We start from the raw sequence: 15,113 nt of genomic DNA, 5'->3' as shown, positions 1-15,113 counted from the left end.
GACTTGAGTGATGGCAGCGACACATCGACAAACCCGTGTCATCGACCGAGTTCCAATGATCGACCGAGTTGGCCGTGTGATCGTCAGCAGACAGGAGAACCTCTCGTGACCGTCGTCGGGCCTTTCGGGCTGAGCGTGCGGGACCAGGCTCTCGAAGCCGATGTCCAGGTCGGGTTGGCCGCTGTCGAGGAGGGACTGCTCGAGGCCACCAAGAGCGAAGTTCCCTTCATCACCGAGGCCGCCCAGCACCTCGTCCGCGCCGGGGGCAAGCGTTTCCGCCCGCTGCTCGTGATGCTCGCCGCCCAGTTCGGCGACCCCTACGCGCCGGGCATCGTGCCCTCCGCCGTGGTCGTCGAGCTGACGCACCTCGCGACGCTCTACCACGACGACGTGATGGACGACGCCGAGGTGCGCCGCGGTGTCGAGAGCGCCAACCAGCGCTGGGGCAACTCCGTCGCCGTCCTGACCGGCGACTTCCTCTTCGCCCGTGCCTCCTACATCCTGGCCGACCTCGGCCCGGAGGCCGTCCGCATTCAGGCGGAGGCCTTCGAACGCCTGGTCACCGGCCAGATCCTGGAGACCGCGGGACCGTCCGAGGGGCGCGATCCGGTCGACCACTACCTCGACGTGCTGCGCGGCAAGACGGGCTCGCTGGTCGCCGTGGCCTGCCGGTTCGGCGCGATGATGTCGGGCGCCGACGAGTCCGCCGTCAACGTCCTCACGCAGTACGGTGAGCGGCTCGGTGTCGCCTTCCAGCTCGCCGACGACGTCCTCGACATCGCGTCCGACTCGCGCGAGTCCGGCAAGACGCCGGGCACGGACCTGCGCGAGGGCATCCCCACGCTGCCCGTGCTGCGCCTGCGCGAGCGGGCGGCGCGGCTCGGTCTCGCCGAGGACATCGCCCTGTGCGAGCTGCTCGACTCCGACCTCACGGACGACGCGCGGCATGCCGAGGCGCTGACCCGGCTGCGCTCGCACCCCGCCCTTGAGCACGCCCGCCGGGACACCGTTTGCTATGCGGAGAGCGCCCGTGCGGCGCTGGGGCCGCTGCCGGAGGGTGACGCGAAGGCGTCGCTGGTGGAGCTCTGCGACCTGGTGGTGCACCGGGCCGGCTGAGGCTCCCGGTACGCCGCTACGGCCATGTGACGCGGGTCACATGGCCGTTTTGCTTGCCCGGTCGTCAGGTGCGTCCCCTACTGGACGGGGGAGGAATGGCCGCTCCGTCTCATCCCAGGGCAGTACACGGAGTTGCGCCCCGGGTCTGACGCTTCTCGTCGGCCGATTTGGTCGGATGGATCCCAGAGAGAACCACCACTCCTGACCAATTCGGGTGAGAATGGCGGCACAGGGTGGACGAGGGCACGTACAGGGAAGGCCGCCGCCGACCACGGAGGTAAGGCAGACAATGGCACCGTACGAACCGGAGAAGGACACCAGCGAGGCCGGGGAACTGCGCGCAGGACGCCGCAAGGCGGCCCGCTACGCGCTCCCGATCGCGGTGGCGGGGGTGGCGGCGGCGACCATCGGGCTCGTCCCGGCTCTCGCCACCTCGGGCGACCCGGACCTGCCGAAGGTCACCGCGCAGGAGCTCATCGAGAAGATCGCCGCGTCGGACACACAGCAGCTGTCCGGCAACGTCAAGATCAGCACTGACCTGGGCCTGCCGTCGATCGGCGGCATGGCGGGCGGCTTCGCGGGTGGCGGCGGCGGGGCGGACCGCGGCGAGGATGGCGAGGGCAAGGGCTCGGCGGCCGACCCCAAGAGCAAGCTGATGGAGCTGGCGTCCGGCACGCACACGCTGCGCGTCGCGGCCGATGGCCCCGACAAGCAGAAGGTGTCCGTCCTGGAGGACGCCGCCGAGTACAGCATGATCCACAACGGCGACGACGTGTGGGCGTACGACAGCGCGTCGAACGAGGCCTACCACGCGAAGGGCGAAGGCGCCTCTTCGGAGACGCGCGATGAGGGCGATAAGGGCGGCAGGGGTGGCCACGGCGACAAGGGCATGCCGAAGGAGCTGAAGGGGGAGCTCCCCTCCACCCCCAAGGAGTTCGCCGAGCAGGCCCTGAAGGCCGTCGACGGCACCACCTCCGTGAAGGTCGACGGCACCGCGCAGGTCGCGGGCCGCGACGCGTACCGCCTGGTGATCCAGCCGAAGGACGCCGGTTCGACGGTCGGCCGCATCACGGTCGCCGTCGACGAGAAGACCGGCACGCCGCTCAAGTTCACCCTGACCCCGGCCTCCGGCGGCGCGGCCGTCGTCGACGCGGGCTTCACGAAGGTCGACTTCGGCAAGCCGTCCGCGGACACGTTCGACTTCGCGCCGCCCAAGGGCACGAAGGTCACCGAGGCCGACGAGCACGCCACGCCGGACCGCGGCTTCAAGGGCAAGGGCGGCAAGGAGTTCGGCAGGGAGTTCGACAAGGAGTTCGGCAAGGAGTTCGGCAGGGAGTCCGGCAAGGGGGACCTCAACGAACCGAAGATCATCGGGTCGGGCTGGGGCTCCATAGCCGAGCTGAAGCTGCCGGGCGGCCAGGGGCTGCCGACGGCCGGTTCGGGCGAGGTCCCGCCGGACGCGCAGAAGCTGCTCGACTCGCTGGGCGACCAGGTCGACGGCGAGTTCGGCTCCGGCACGGTCTTCTCGACCCGCCTGATCAACGCCCTCATCACCGATGACGGCAAGGTCTACGTGGGCGCGGTCACCAAGGACGCGCTGGTGAAGGCGGCGAACGAGGCGCACTAGCGAGTGCGTACGGCCTGGGGACACGGCGGATGGAAGGTGCCGAAAGCGACAGGGCACCTTCCATCCGTCTCGTTGAACGACGGGAGGGCAACGTGCCGGGCACCAGCGGCAGTTCGGTGAGGGAGGCCTCCGCCACGGCGGGGGACGCCTCAGCAGGGGATGCCTCGGTGGCGCACGTCATCGAGACGCACGCGCTCACCAAACGGTACGGAAAACACCTGGCCGTCGACCGGCTCGACCTCGCCGTCCCCGAAGGCAGCGTCTTTGGGTTCCTCGGGCCGAACGGCTCGGGCAAGACGACCACGATCCGCATGCTGATGGGCCTCATCGAGCCGACCTCCGGCCGCGCCGAGGTCCTCGGCCGCCCCATGCCGCGCGCCACCCGCGCGGTGCTCCCGCACGTGGGCGCGCTGATCGAGGGCCCCGCCCTCTACGGCTTCCTGTCGGGCCGCGACAACCTGCTGCGGTACGACTCCGCGGACCCGGACGCCGATCCGCGGACCCGCCGGGCGCGGGCCGAGGCGGCCCTTGACCGGGTCGGGCTCACCGCGGCCGCGGGCAAGAAGGCGAAGGCGTACTCCCTCGGCATGAAGCAGCGGCTCGGGCTCGCCGCCGCCCTGCTCCAGCCGCGCAGGCTCCTCGTCCTTGACGAGCCGACGAACGGCCTCGACCCGCAGGGCATGCGCGAGATCCGCACGCTGGTGCGGGAGCTGGCGGCGGAGGGCACGACGGTCTTCCTCTCCTCGCACCTCCTCGACGAGATCGAGCAGGTCTGCACGCATGTGGCCGTGATGACGCAGGGGCGCCTGATCACCCAGGGCTCGGTCGCCGAACTCGCGGCGGGCGCGCGCGGCAGGCTCGTGGTGACGACACCGGACCCGGGCGACGCCGCCCGCGTCCTCAAGGAGCAGGGTGTGACGGATCTCGTCGTGACGGAGGACCGGGTGACGGGCGAACCGCCGGGGCAGGACGGGCCGGGCGGGCCGGACGGGTCGGGCGGGCCGGACGTTGACCTGGCCGAGCTGAACGCCGCGCTGGTCGGGGCGGGGGTCCGCGTCCGCGGCTTCGGGGTCGAACGGGCCTCGCTGGAGGACGCGTTCGTGGCGCTGACGGGGGAGGGCTTCGATGTCGCGGGCTGAGGTCACGGCCGCGTCCGGGCCGACGGCGGCGGGCGGCCCGATGGCGGCGGGTGGTCCGACGGTGGCGGACGGCCCGACGGTGGCGGACGGCCCGCGGGCACCGCGGTGGAGCTGGACCCTCGGTCTCTTCCGCAGCGAGCTCACGATCACCTTCCGCCGCTGGCGGACCCTCGCGCTGCTCGCGGTGCTCGCCGCCGTGCCGATCCTCGTCGGCATCGCCGTCAAGATCGAGACGAGCGACGGCTCCACGATCGGCGGCGGCGGGGCTGGGGGCGGCGGTGAAGGCGGCCCGGCCTTCATCGCGCAGATCACCAACAACGGCCTGTTCCTGGTCTTCACCGCGCTCGCCGCGACGCTGCCGTTCTTCCTGCCGATGGCGATCGGCGTGATCGCCGGTGACGCCGTCGCGGGCGAGGCGAGCGCGGGCACCCTGCGCTATCTGCTCGTCGCGCCCGCGGGGCGGACCCGGCTGCTCCTCGTCAAGTACGCGACCACGCTGACGTTCTGCCTGGTCGCGACCCTGGTCGTCGCCACGTCGGCGCTCGCGACGGGCGCGCTGCTCTTCCCGCTCGGCGATGTCACCACGATCTCGGGTACCCGTATGGGCTTCGGCGAGGGGCTGTTGCGGGCCCTGCTGATCGCCCTCGTCGTCGCCGTGTCCCTGATCGGCGTGGCGGCGCTCGGCCTGTTCGTCTCGACGCTCACCAGCAGCGGCATCGCGGCGATGGCGACGACCGTCGGCCTGCTGATCACGGTCCAGATCCTCGACCAGATCCCGCAGTTGCACGGCCTCCACCCGTACTTCTTCTCGCACTACTGGCTCTCCTTCGCCGACTTGATGCGCGAGCCCGTCTACTGGGACGACATCATCAAGAACCTGCAGATGCAGGGCCTGTACGCGGCCGTGTTCGGCTCGGCGGCGTGGGCGCGGTTCGGGGCGAAGGACATCATGGCGTAACGCCTGGCGACCGTACGGGACCTCAGTTGTCGTACGGGTACCGGGCCAGGGGCGGCTCCTGCGCGAAGAACGTCTTGGCGCGGGCCAGGGCCTCGGTGTCCTCCAGGACGTGGCCGGGCCGGGTGCCGTTGCCGAGCAGGACGCCGCCGAAGCGCATCGGGAAGAACGCGGCGGTGTTGCGCAACGTGCCGACCAGCGGGTCCGCCACCTCCTCCTCGCGGTGCGCGAGCGCGGTCACGCCCCACAGGGTGCGGCCCTTCAGCGTCTCCTTGAAGGAGATCTCCGGCGTCTCCAGCCATGCGTCCCAGTAGTCGAGGTAGCGCTTGACGGTGGCGGAGAGCGAGTACCAGTACAGGGGCGACGCGATGACGATGTCCGTCGCCTCCAGCGTGGCGTCAAGGAGCACCGCTTCGTTGGTGCCGACGGGGCGGGGCCGCGCCCTCTGCTCGCGGCTCGCGTCGTGGCGTACGTCCTCGAAGTCGGGCAGCGACAGCTCGGCGAGATCGATCCAGCGCTGCTCCACGTCCGGGGGGAGCTGCTCGGCGGCCTTGCGGGTCAGGAGCTCGGTGTTGCCCCCGGAGCGGGCGCTGCCGAGAACGAAGAGGAACGAGCGGGTCATGGGATCCCCCTGGAGTCGCTTGTGTACGCGCGCCCATGTCTGGCCACGGCGATTACTTGCACGTGCACTATATGCACGCGCAAGCAATGCCGTCCAGGGGGCGCCAGGGGGACCGGGCGGGCCCTGCTCAGGGGCCCGCACCGACTACGAAGGGAGCCCGCCGACTACGAGGAGAGGCCGCCGACTACGAGGAGAGGCCCCACACCGCGTACGCGATCGCGTCGCTGTTGCGGTCGAGCGCGGTCCCGTCGATGTTCGACTCCTTGTCGCAGGCCGAGTGGTAGCACTTGTCGAACGCCTCGCCCGCCGTACCGCCCCACTGCTGCGCCTGCTCCGCCGACTTGGTCCTCTCGGCGCCGCTGAACAGGCCGCCGACCGGGACGCCCGCCTGCTGGAACGGCGCGTGGTCGGAGCGGCCGTCGCCCTCGTCGTCCGGCTCCGTGGTGACGTTCAGGCCCGCGTAGTAGTCCTTGAAGGTCTTCTCGATCGCGGGGTCGTCGTCGTAGACGAAGTAACCGGCGTTCGGGGAGCTGATCATGTCGAAGTTCAGATAGCCGCTGATCTTCGAACGGTCGTCGCCGGCCAGGCTGTCGACGTAGTGCGAGGAGCCGACCAGGCCGATCTCCTCGGCGCCCCACCAGGCGAACCGCAGATGCTTGGAGGGCTGGTACTTCTCGCGGGCGACGGTGAGCGCGGTCTCCAGGATGGCGGCGGAGCCGGAGCCGTTGTCGTTGATGCCGGGCCCCTCGGAGACGCTGTCGAGGTGGGCGCCCGCCATGACGACCTTGCCCTCGTCGCCGCCCGGCCAGTCGGCGATCAGGTTGTAGCCGGTCTCACCGCTCGCCGTGAACTCCTGCACGGAGGTGGTGAATCCGGCGGCGTCGAGCTTGCTCTTCAGCTGGTCGATGGAGGCCTTGTAACCGGCGCTGCCGTGCGCGCGGTTGCCTCCGTTGGCGTCCGCGACGGCCTGGAGGTCGGCGAGGTGGGCCTTGACGTTGGCGACGGATATGTCGGGGGCGGCGGCGGCCTTGGGGGCGGGCGCCGCGGTGGATATCGCGTTGGTCGCGAGGAGTCCGGCGACGGCCAGGACAGCGGCCGCCGCGGTACGTCCGGGAACGGAGAGTTTCATGTGGGGGCTCCGGCTTCCGATTCTTTTGTGTGTGGGGGGTGGCGCGCGAGCGCACTGATGCTCGCACTCGAACCCGCGCGTGTGGCACACGAGTTCGGAGTTGCCTGATGGTGCGTGGGTGACACGTGCGCCGTCAAGACCGCAGAGCGGGTGCGGAGTTCCGGATAGCGTGCGGGCGTTGGGGCGGGCGCGGATGCGCGTTACGGACGTACGTGGACGACCCACCCCGGGGCGTAGGTGCCGGGTACGGGGTGCCGGGGCCAGGCGCGGGCCCAGCGCGGGGGTTCCGCTCGGCGCAGGACCAGGGCGGTGGGGCGGCGCGGGTCGTCGGGGTCGTCGGGGTCTACGGGGGTGCCGGGCGCGCATCCGGTGGCGTACGCGACGGGGATCACCGAGGCGTTGCCGCGCAGGACGCACGGGGGGTGCGGGGGGTGCGGGGCGCGCGGGGGCGTTCCGGCGTCCGTGCCGACGCCGTGCTCGTGCAGGACGTCGGCGATCCGTGCCCAGTCGCCGCGGGCGCCCGCCTGGATCCTGGCGTTGCCGTGGACCAGCGGGAGTTGGACGGCGAGGTGACCGGCGAGGGCGAGGCCGAGGACAGCGGCACCCGCGCGCGGCCACCGGGAGGCGCGGACGGCGTCGACGAGGGCGAGCACTCCGAGGGCCGCGGGCGGGGCGAGCAGGGCGTGGGTGGGGAGGAGGAAGCGCGGGGCGGCGTAGGGGACGAGGAGGAGGTAGGGGAGGGCGATGGCCAGGGCCGCGGCGACGGCGAGCAGACAGCCGCGGAGTACGGGCGCGTGACGTTCGCGAGGCCCCGGACCAGGACCAGGACCAGGACCAGGACCCGGACCAGGACCCGGACCAGGACCAAGACCAGGACCCGCTCCCGGACGCCCGCCGCGTACGCTCCACAGCCCCACCGCCACCAGCAGCGGCAGCACGAACCACCACGTCGCCACCGTGGGGCGGTGGCCGTCGCCGCCGCAGGGTCGGCAGAGCAACGGCCCGTCCATGACGGTCAGATGGTGGGTGAGGGAGAGCAGCGGCCGCAGATGCCCCTGCACCTCACTGGCTTGGTTCAGCCGTTCGCGGAGGCCGCCGAAACGGACGTACGCCTCGATGATCCACGGCAGCGCACCCGCCGCGAGCCCGCCGAGCACGGCCGACACGCGACCGTGACCGCGACCGCGCCCCCGCCAGGCGGGGGCCAGCAGAGCGGCGAGGAGCAGGGGCAGGCCCAGGGCGGCGCCGTCGTTGGGCCTCATCAGGGTGGCCAGGGCGATGCCTGCCGCGATCCCGCCGCGGGATGCCGCGGACTGCCTCGGCCGCAGGAAGAGGCCGACCGTTCCGACGGCGCCCATGGCGGTGTAGTGGTTGGGCATCGCGGAGCTCGCGTAGAACAGTGCGATCCACAGGCCGCCGTACAGTGCGGCGGCGACGGGTGCCGCCGTTGGCCGGTGCAGGACGCGCAGCCAGGGCCGGAACCCCAGGTAGAGGGCGGCGGTCGCGAGGAGCGTCAGCCACACCCTGAGCAGCACCACGGAGTCGCTCCAGGCGGCCACGGGCGCGATGAGGAACGGCACGCCCCGGGTGCGGGGCGCGCTGAAGGGTGTGCCGGGGGCGTACGGGGAGAAGCGCCCGGCGTAGACGAGCTCGTCCCAGCCGAGGGGCAGGGTGAGCGGAACGAGGGCGAGCGACAGCGCCGCGAAGACACCGCAGACGGCGAGGAGAAGGCGGTGGGCGGGAGGAAGGTGATGGCCGGGGAGCGGACGGTGGTCGGGGAACGAACGGTGGGTGGGGAGGGAACGGTGGGTGGGGAGGGAACGGTGGGCGCGCGAAGGTCTCAGTGGACGCAGAATTCGTTCCCCTCCGGGTCCGTCATGATCACCCACTCGCCGCCGGGTTCCTTGACGTGCCGCTCCACGGCGGCGCCCAGCGCTTCGAGCCGGGCCACCTCGTCGTCGCGGCTGCCGGGACCGGTGTGGACGTCGAGGTGCAGCCGGTTCTTGCCGGTCTTGGTCTCGGTCACGCGCTGGAAGAGGATCCGGCGGCCCAGACCCGTGCCGCTCGCCTCGTCATACGGGTCGTCGGGGTGGCGGACGGCGATGAGGTCGCGCCAGGCGCGGCGGCCGCGGAACTCGACGGTCGCGGCCTCCGGCGCCGCCCCGAGGCCGAGCAGTCGGTCGATCAGCGAGCTGTTGTCCTCGATCTCGTACCCCAACGTGTCGGCCCAGAAGGCGGCTTGGGCGTGCGGGTCGGCGGCGTCAATGACGAGCTTCCAGTGCAGCGTTGTCATGTAACCAGTTATAAGGGTTACGGGGCGTCGCCGCACGGGACCGCACCGAACAGGACCGAACAGGTCCGGAAAGAGCGGGTGCGACGCGGAAGGTCAGACGGCGGGCTGCCGCCCGGCACCGGCACCGGCATCGGCACCGGCACCGGCATCGGCACCGGCACCGGCATCAGCCTTGGCATCAGCGGCGGACGCCGCCCGCGCGGCGGCGAGCCGGACCGCGTTCCGCCGTGCCGCGCGCAACGCGTCCCAGGTCAGGAGCGAGAGCGCCAGCCACACGAGCCCGAAGCCCGCCCACCGCTCGGGCGGCATCGCCTCGTGGAAGTACAGGATTCCGAGCACGAACTGGAAGACCGGCGCGAGGTACTGCAGCAGCCCCAGAGTGGAGAGCGGCACCCGGATCGCCGCGGCCCCGAAGCAGACCAGGGGCGCGGCGGTCACCACGCCCGTGGCCGCGAGCAGCGACGCGTGTCCGGCGCCCCGCGTGCCGAACACGATGTCACCGTGCGCGGCGATCCACACCAGGTAGCCGAGGGCGGGCAGGAACTGCACGGCGGTCTCGGCGGCGAGCGACTCCAGGCCGCCGAGGTTGACCTTCTTCTTCACCAGGCCGTACGCCGCGAAGGTGAAGGCGAGACTGAGCGAGATCCACGGCGGCCTGCCGTACCCGAAGGCGAGCACGAGCACGGCCGCGACGCCGATGCCGACCGCCGTCCACTGCACGGGGCGCAGCCGCTCGCCGAGCAGCAGGACGCCGATGGCGATGGTGACCAGCGGGTTGATGAAGTAGCCGAGCGAGGCCTCCACGACGTGCCCGGAGTTCACGGACCAGATGTAGATGCCCCAGTTGACGGTGATGACCGCCGCGGCGACCCCCACCAGGCCCAGCCTGCGCGGTTGGCGCAGCAGCTCACGCGCCCAGTCCCAGCGCCGGATGCAGAGCAGCGCGATGCCGACCACGACGAGGGACCAGACCATCCGGTGGGCGAGGATCTCGGCGGCGCCGGCCGGTTTGAGGAGCGGCCAGAAGAGGGGGATGAGCCCCCACATCCCGTAGGCGGCGAACCCGTTCAGCAGCCCGCTGCGCTGCTCGCTCCTGGACGTCCCGGCTGCTCCGCTCTCCACGGCCCCTCCTAGCTACGAGGCAGCCCACACTGCCGAACTGAAGGTAGCGCCGAAACCCCGCGCCTGTCATGCCCGTATCGCAAGAACACTCATGACCCACCCACCTTGCCGCCCCCCAGGGGCGTCCATCCAGCCCGCCGGGCGACTCTCCAGCCCGTCCGGCGCTTGAGGACAAGCTGCCCGCAGGGTGACAATCCAGCCCGTCCGGCGTTTGAGGACGAGCCCGCAGGGCGATGAGCGGTGCCCGAAGTCCCCGCCCCCCGCCCGGGGAGGGGCGGGCCCTCAACCCCTGAGCACCGCCGACACAGCGTCAGCGATACCCGTAGTGGGCCGCCCGATCAACCGCGCCAGATCCCCACTCGTCCCCGCGAGGCGCCCCCGCCCGACCCCCGCGTCCACGTCCACGAGAAGCGCCGCCATGGGCTCCGGCACCCCCGCCCCGGTCAGCACGGCCAGGTGCTGCTCCGCGGAAACGTTCGCGTACGAGATGTCCTTGCCGCTCAGCTCCGCGACCACCGCGGCGTACTCGGCGAAGCCCCACGCGACGTCGCCGCTCAGCTCGTAGACCTTGCCCTCGTGACCCTTGCCCTCGTGACCCTCGCCCTCGTGACCCTCGCCGGTCAGGACCGCGACGGCGGCCGCGGCGTAGTCGGCGCGCGAGGCGGAGGCGACCCGGCCCTCGCCCGCGGAGGCGACGACGGCGCCGTGCTCAAGGACCGGGGCGAGGTGCTCGGTGTAGTTCTCGTGGTACCAGCCGTTGCGCAGGAAGGTGTACGGCAGGCCGGAGTCGAGGATCAGCTGCTCGGTCACCTTGTGCTCGGCCGCCAGCTCGAAGTCGGCGTCCGGGCCGCCGAGGATCCCCGTGTACGCGAGGAGCGCGACGCCCGCCTCGCGCGCCGCGTCGACGACCGCGCGGTGCTGCGGCACGCGCCGCCCGACCTCGCTGCCGGAGATCATCAGGACGCGGTCACCCGCTGCGAAGGCGCCGCGCAGGGTCTCGGGGACGCTGTAGTCCGCGATGCGCAGCTCTATGCCGCGCTCGGCGAGGTCGGCGGCCCGCTCCTTGTCGCGTACGACGGCCGCGATCTTCCCGGCCGGGACACGGGCGTCGAGCAGCCCCTCGATGACGAGGCGGCCCAGGTTTCCGGTGGCTCCGGTGACGACGATGCTCATGGGTGCTATCTCCGTTTTGTTGCGCTACGACTGGTCTGCCACCCACCCTAGGTGCAGCGCTAACTATTCGTAAGTACCCACTTTGAAGTAAGGTACTGGCATGAACGTAAGCAGCTTCGCAAGCAGCTCATGAACGTAAGCGGAAGCGGCTGGAGCGCGGTGGGCGAGGAGATGTGCCCGTACCGCCTCGTCCTGGAGCACGTCACGAGCCGCTGGGGCGTCCTCGTCCTGATCGCCCTGGAGGAGCGCTCGTACCGGTTCAGCGAGCTGCGTCGCGAGATCGGCCGCGTCAGCGAGAAGATGCTGGCCCAGACCTTGCAGACGCTGGAACGCGACGGCCTGGTGCACCGCGACGCCAAGCCGGTCATCCCGCCCCGCGTCGACTACTCCCTGACCGGGCTGGGGCGCGAGGCCGCGGAGCAGGTCAGGACCCTCGCGATGTGGACGGAACGGCGCATGGACGACGTACGGAAGGCGCGCCTGAAATACGACGAGGCGCGCCTGAAATACGACGAGGCGCGCCTGGAGTACGACGAAGCCCGGTCCTGAAAGACCAGAACCGGGCCTCGGATGGTCGTGGCGGGTGGTCGTGCTGAGCTAGCCGACGACCGTCCAGGTGTCCTTGCCCGCCAGGAGCGTCGCCAGGTCGCCCTTGCCGTTCTGCTCGATGGCGCTGTCGAGCTGGTCGGCCATGAGCGTGTCGTAGACCGGGCGTTCGACGTTGCGCAGGACGCCGATCGGGGTGTGGTGCAGGGTGTCCGGGTCGGCGAGCCGGGACAGCGCGAAGGCCGTGGTCGGCGACGTGGAGTGGGCGTCGTGGACCAGGACGTCGGCCTCGTTCTCCGGCGTGACGGCGACGACCTTGAGGTCACCGGTCACCGCGTCGCGCACGACACCCTTCGAGCCTTCGGTGCCGAAGCGGATCGGCTGCCCGTGCTCCAGGCGGATCACCGCCTCCTCGGCCTGCTGCTTGTCTTTGAGCACCTCGAAGGCACCGTCGTTGAAGATGTTGCAGTTCTGGTAGATCTCCACCAGCGCGGTGCCGGGGTGCGCGGCGGCCTCGCGGAGCACCGAGGTGAGGTGCTTGCGGTCGGAGTCCACGGTCCGCGCCACGAAGGACGCCTCCGCGCCGATGGCCAGCGAGACCGGGTTGAAGGGCGCGTCCAGGGAGCCCATCGGCGTCGACTTGGTGATCTTGCCGACCTCGGAGGTCGGGCTGTACTGGCCCTTCGTGAGGCCGTAGATCCGGTTGTTGAACAGCAGGATCTTCAGGTTCACGTTGCGGCGCAGGGCGTGGATGAGGTGGTTGCCGCCGATGGACAGCGCGTCGCCGTCGCCGGTGACCACCCACACGCTCAGGTCCCGCCGCGAGGAGGCGAGGCCGGTGGCGATGGCCGGGGCGCGGCCGTGGATGGAGTGCATCCCGTACGTGTTCATGTAGTACGGGAAGCGGGAGGAGCAGCCGATGCCCGAGACGAAGACGACGTTCTCCTTCGCCAGGCCCAGTTCGGGCATGAAGCCCTGCACGGCGGCCAGTACGGCGTAGTCACCGCAGCCGGGGCACCAGCGCACCTCCTGGTCGGACTTGAAGTCCTTCATGGACTGCTGGGCGTCGGCCTTGGGCACCAGGGAAAGCGCTTCGATCGTGCCCCCGGTCCCCTCCGGCCCGGCCGTCTGAGTGTCAGCCATCGATGGCCTCCTTGAGAGCCGTGGCGAGCTGCTCGGCCTTGAAAGGCATTCCGTTGACCTGGTTGTACGAGACGGCGTCCACCAGGTACTTCGCACGGACCAGCGTGGCGAGCTGACCGAGGTTCATCTCGGGGATCACCACCTTGTCGTAACGCGCGAGGACCTCGCCCAGATTCCGCGGGAAGGGGTTGAGGTGGCGCAGATGGGCCTGCGCGATGGACTCGCCCGCGGTGCGCAGCCGGCGGACCGCCGCGGTGATCGGCCCGTACGTCGAACCCCAGCCGAGGACGAGCGTGTCGGCGTCCCCGCCCGCGTCGTCGACCTCCACGTCGGGCACCTCGATGCCGTCGACCTTGGCCTGCCGGGTGCGGACCATGAAGTCGTGGTTGGCCGGGTCGTAGGAGATGTTGCCCGTCCCGTCCTGCTTCTCGATGCCGCCGATGCGGTGCTCGAGGCCCGGCGTGCCCGGGATCGCCCACGGTCGGGCCAGCGTCTGCGGATCGCGCTTGTAGGGCCAGAAGGTCTCGGTGCCGTCGGCCTCGGTGTGGTTGGGCCCGGAGGCGAACTGCACGCGCAGATCCGGCAGTTCATCGACCTCGGGAATGCGCCAGGGCTCCGAGCCGTTGGCCAGATAGCCGTCGGACAGCAGGAAGACCGGCGTCCGGTACGTCACCGCGATCCGGGCCGCCTCCAGCGCCGCGTCGAAACAGTCCGCGGGCGTCTTCGGCGCCACGATCGGCACCGGCGCCTCGCCGTTGCGCCCGTACATCGCCTGCAGCAGGTCGGCCTGCTCGGTCTTGGTCGGCAGGCCCGTGCTGGGGCCGCCGCGCTGGATGTCGACGATCAGCAACGGCAGTTCGAGGCTGACGGCCAGGCCGATGGTCTCGGACTTGAGCGCCACACCGGGGCCTGAGGTCGTCGTCACCGCGAGGGACCCGCCGAACGCGGCACCAAGGGCCGCGCCGATGCCCGCGATCTCGTCCTCGGCCTGGAACGTGCGGACGCCGAAGTTCTTGTGCCTGGACAGCTCGTGCAGGATGTCCGAGGCCGGTGTGATCGGGTAACTGCCCAGGTACAGCGGCAGGTCCGCCTGCCGGCCCGCCGCGATCAGGCCGTACGACAGGGCCAGGTTGCCCGAGATGTTGCGGTAGGTGCCGGTCGCGAACGCCTGGGACGCCGGGGCCACCTCGTAGGAGACCGCGAAGTCCTCGGTGGTCTCGCCGAAGTTCCAACCCGCGTGGAACGCCGCGATGTTCGCCTCGGCGATCTCCGGGCGCTTGGCGAACTTGGTCCGCAGGAACTTCTCGGTGCCCGCGGTCGGCCGGTGGTACATCCACGAAAGGAGGCCGAGCGCGAACATGTTCTTCGAGCGGCCCGCGTCCTTGCGGGAGAGGTCGAAGTCCTTCAGGGCCTCCACCGTCAGCGTGGTCAGCGGCACCGGGTGGACGCTGTAGCCGTCCAGGGAGCCGTCCTCAAGGGGCGAGGTGGCGTAACCGACCTTCTGCATGGCGCGCTTGGAGAACTCGTCGGTGTTGACGATGACTTCGGCGCCGCGCGGCACGTCGCCGATGTTCGCCTTCAGCGCCGCCGGGTTCATCGCCACCAGTACGTTCGGCGCGTCGCCCGGAGTCAGGATGTCGTGGTCGGCGAAGTGCAGCTGAAAGGAGGAGACCCCGGGCAGTGTTCCGGCCGGAGCACGGATCTCCGCGGGGAAGTTCGGCAGCGTCGACAGGTCGTTGCCGAAGGACGCCGTCTCCGAGGTGAACCGGTCACCCGTGAGCTGCATCCCGTCACCGGAGTCACCCGCGAAACGGATGATCACCCGGTCCAGACGGCGCACATCTTTGTCACCTGCAGGCTTGCGCTGGCCTCCGACAACTGCCCCGTCGGCCTGCTCGGCTTGGCTACTGACCTGGCTGGTCACTGAACTGGACCTCCCTCGAGGCGACTGAGCGGAATCGCCGGGACGACCGGCGTTCCCAAGGTCCACCCTACGTCCGTAAGGGGTGCCTTCCTGGGGTTGTTCGCACGATGGAAGCACTTCTGAGACGCCGTGTTGCACTCATTTGCCATGGTTTGCCTCGCCCCCGGTCCTCCATGGAAGACGCTCCCCGCTCATCCTTTGGTTCTAGGACTCGTCTAAGACCCGTCTAGGACTCATCTAGGGCCCGTTTAGGGCCCCTCGCCCGCCTTGACCCCCCGGTCGGCGGTGACTCTCCGTGATCACCCCTGCTCCCGCTGTCGTGAA

Annotated in this window: 13 protein-coding genes; 5 read left to right on the top strand and 8 right to left on the bottom strand. The window is 70.8% G+C overall.

The window, feature by feature from the left end; all coding sequences use genetic code 11:
• Positions 1-105: 105 nt before the first annotated feature.
• The 4 genes from ABZ953_RS05150 (at position 106) to ABZ953_RS05135 (ending at position 4,840) form a co-directional block, all read left to right on the top strand.
• Positions 106-1,116 carry a polyprenyl synthetase family protein gene (locus ABZ953_RS05150; protein WP_361716841.1) on the top strand — a complete coding sequence of 337 codons (1,011 nt, stop codon included), beginning with the start codon at positions 106-108 and terminating at the stop codon, positions 1,114-1,116.
• 289 nt (positions 1,117-1,405) lie between these two features.
• Positions 1,406-2,743, top strand: a complete 1,338-nt coding sequence (locus tag ABZ953_RS05145) for a DUF2092 domain-containing protein (protein WP_361716838.1) — start codon at positions 1,406-1,408, stop codon at positions 2,741-2,743.
• Positions 2,744-2,859: 116 nt separating this feature from the next.
• Positions 2,860-3,882 carry an ABC transporter ATP-binding protein gene (locus tag ABZ953_RS05140; RefSeq protein WP_361717097.1) on the top strand — a complete coding sequence of 341 codons (1,023 nt, stop codon included), beginning with the start codon at positions 2,860-2,862 and terminating at the stop codon, positions 3,880-3,882.
• 40 nt (positions 3,883-3,922) lie between these two features.
• A complete protein-coding gene (locus tag ABZ953_RS05135) occupies positions 3,923-4,840 on the top strand; it encodes an ABC transporter permease (protein ID WP_361717094.1) in 918 nt (305 codons plus the stop codon).
• 22 nt (positions 4,841-4,862) lie between these two features.
• Here the strand turns inward: ABZ953_RS05135 and ABZ953_RS05130 are convergent, their stop codons facing one another.
• From ABZ953_RS05130 to ABZ953_RS05105, 6 genes are all read right to left on the bottom strand, one after another.
• A complete protein-coding gene (locus tag ABZ953_RS05130) occupies positions 4,863-5,459 on the bottom strand; it encodes an NAD(P)H-dependent oxidoreductase (RefSeq protein WP_361716835.1) in 597 nt (198 codons plus the stop codon).
• A gap of 184 nt (positions 5,460-5,643) precedes the next feature.
• Positions 5,644-6,588 carry a M28 family metallopeptidase gene (locus tag ABZ953_RS05125; protein ID WP_361716832.1) on the bottom strand — a complete coding sequence of 315 codons (945 nt, stop codon included), beginning with the start codon at positions 6,586-6,588 and terminating at the stop codon, positions 5,644-5,646.
• A gap of 200 nt (positions 6,589-6,788) precedes the next feature.
• Complete coding sequence (locus ABZ953_RS05120) at positions 6,789-8,477, bottom strand: hypothetical protein (protein ID WP_361716829.1); 1,689 nt, start codon at positions 8,475-8,477, stop codon at positions 6,789-6,791.
• Positions 8,429-8,881, bottom strand: a complete 453-nt coding sequence (locus tag ABZ953_RS05115) for a VOC family protein (RefSeq protein WP_361716826.1) — start codon at positions 8,879-8,881, stop codon at positions 8,429-8,431. Before ABZ953_RS05115 ends, ABZ953_RS05120 begins: the two co-directional genes overlap by 49 nt.
• A 93-nt stretch (positions 8,882-8,974) precedes the next feature.
• Positions 8,975-10,003 carry an EamA family transporter RarD gene (gene rarD / locus ABZ953_RS05110; RefSeq protein ID WP_361716823.1) on the bottom strand — a complete coding sequence of 343 codons (1,029 nt, stop codon included), beginning with the start codon at positions 10,001-10,003 and terminating at the stop codon, positions 8,975-8,977.
• A gap of 282 nt (positions 10,004-10,285) precedes the next feature.
• Entirely contained in the window at positions 10,286-11,176 is an 891-nt protein-coding gene (locus ABZ953_RS05105; protein WP_361716820.1) for an NAD(P)H-binding protein, read from the bottom strand.
• A gap of 129 nt (positions 11,177-11,305) precedes the next feature.
• Between ABZ953_RS05105 and ABZ953_RS05100 the strand changes: the two genes are divergently transcribed.
• On the top strand, positions 11,306-11,725 hold the full coding sequence (locus tag ABZ953_RS05100) for a helix-turn-helix domain-containing protein (protein WP_361716817.1): 420 nt from the start codon (positions 11,306-11,308) through the stop codon (positions 11,723-11,725).
• A gap of 48 nt (positions 11,726-11,773) precedes the next feature.
• Here the strand turns inward: ABZ953_RS05100 and ABZ953_RS05095 are convergent, their stop codons facing one another.
• Positions 11,774-12,865: a 2-oxoacid:ferredoxin oxidoreductase subunit beta gene (locus ABZ953_RS05095; RefSeq protein WP_361716814.1), complete on the bottom strand. Its 1,092-nt coding sequence runs from the start codon at positions 12,863-12,865 to the stop codon at positions 11,774-11,776.
• On the bottom strand, positions 12,858-14,789 hold the full coding sequence (locus ABZ953_RS05090; RefSeq protein WP_361716811.1) for a 2-oxoacid:acceptor oxidoreductase subunit alpha: 1,932 nt from the start codon (positions 14,787-14,789) through the stop codon (positions 12,858-12,860). Before ABZ953_RS05090 ends, ABZ953_RS05095 begins: the two co-directional genes overlap by 8 nt.
• Between the last annotated feature and the right edge of the window lie 324 nt (positions 14,790-15,113).

The sequence above is a fragment of the Streptomyces sp. NPDC046465 genome (assembly GCF_040646035.1).
Taxonomy (GTDB): domain Bacteria; phylum Actinomycetota; class Actinomycetes; order Streptomycetales; family Streptomycetaceae; genus Streptomyces.
This window is presented reverse-complemented; position numbering and strand designations above follow the sequence as displayed.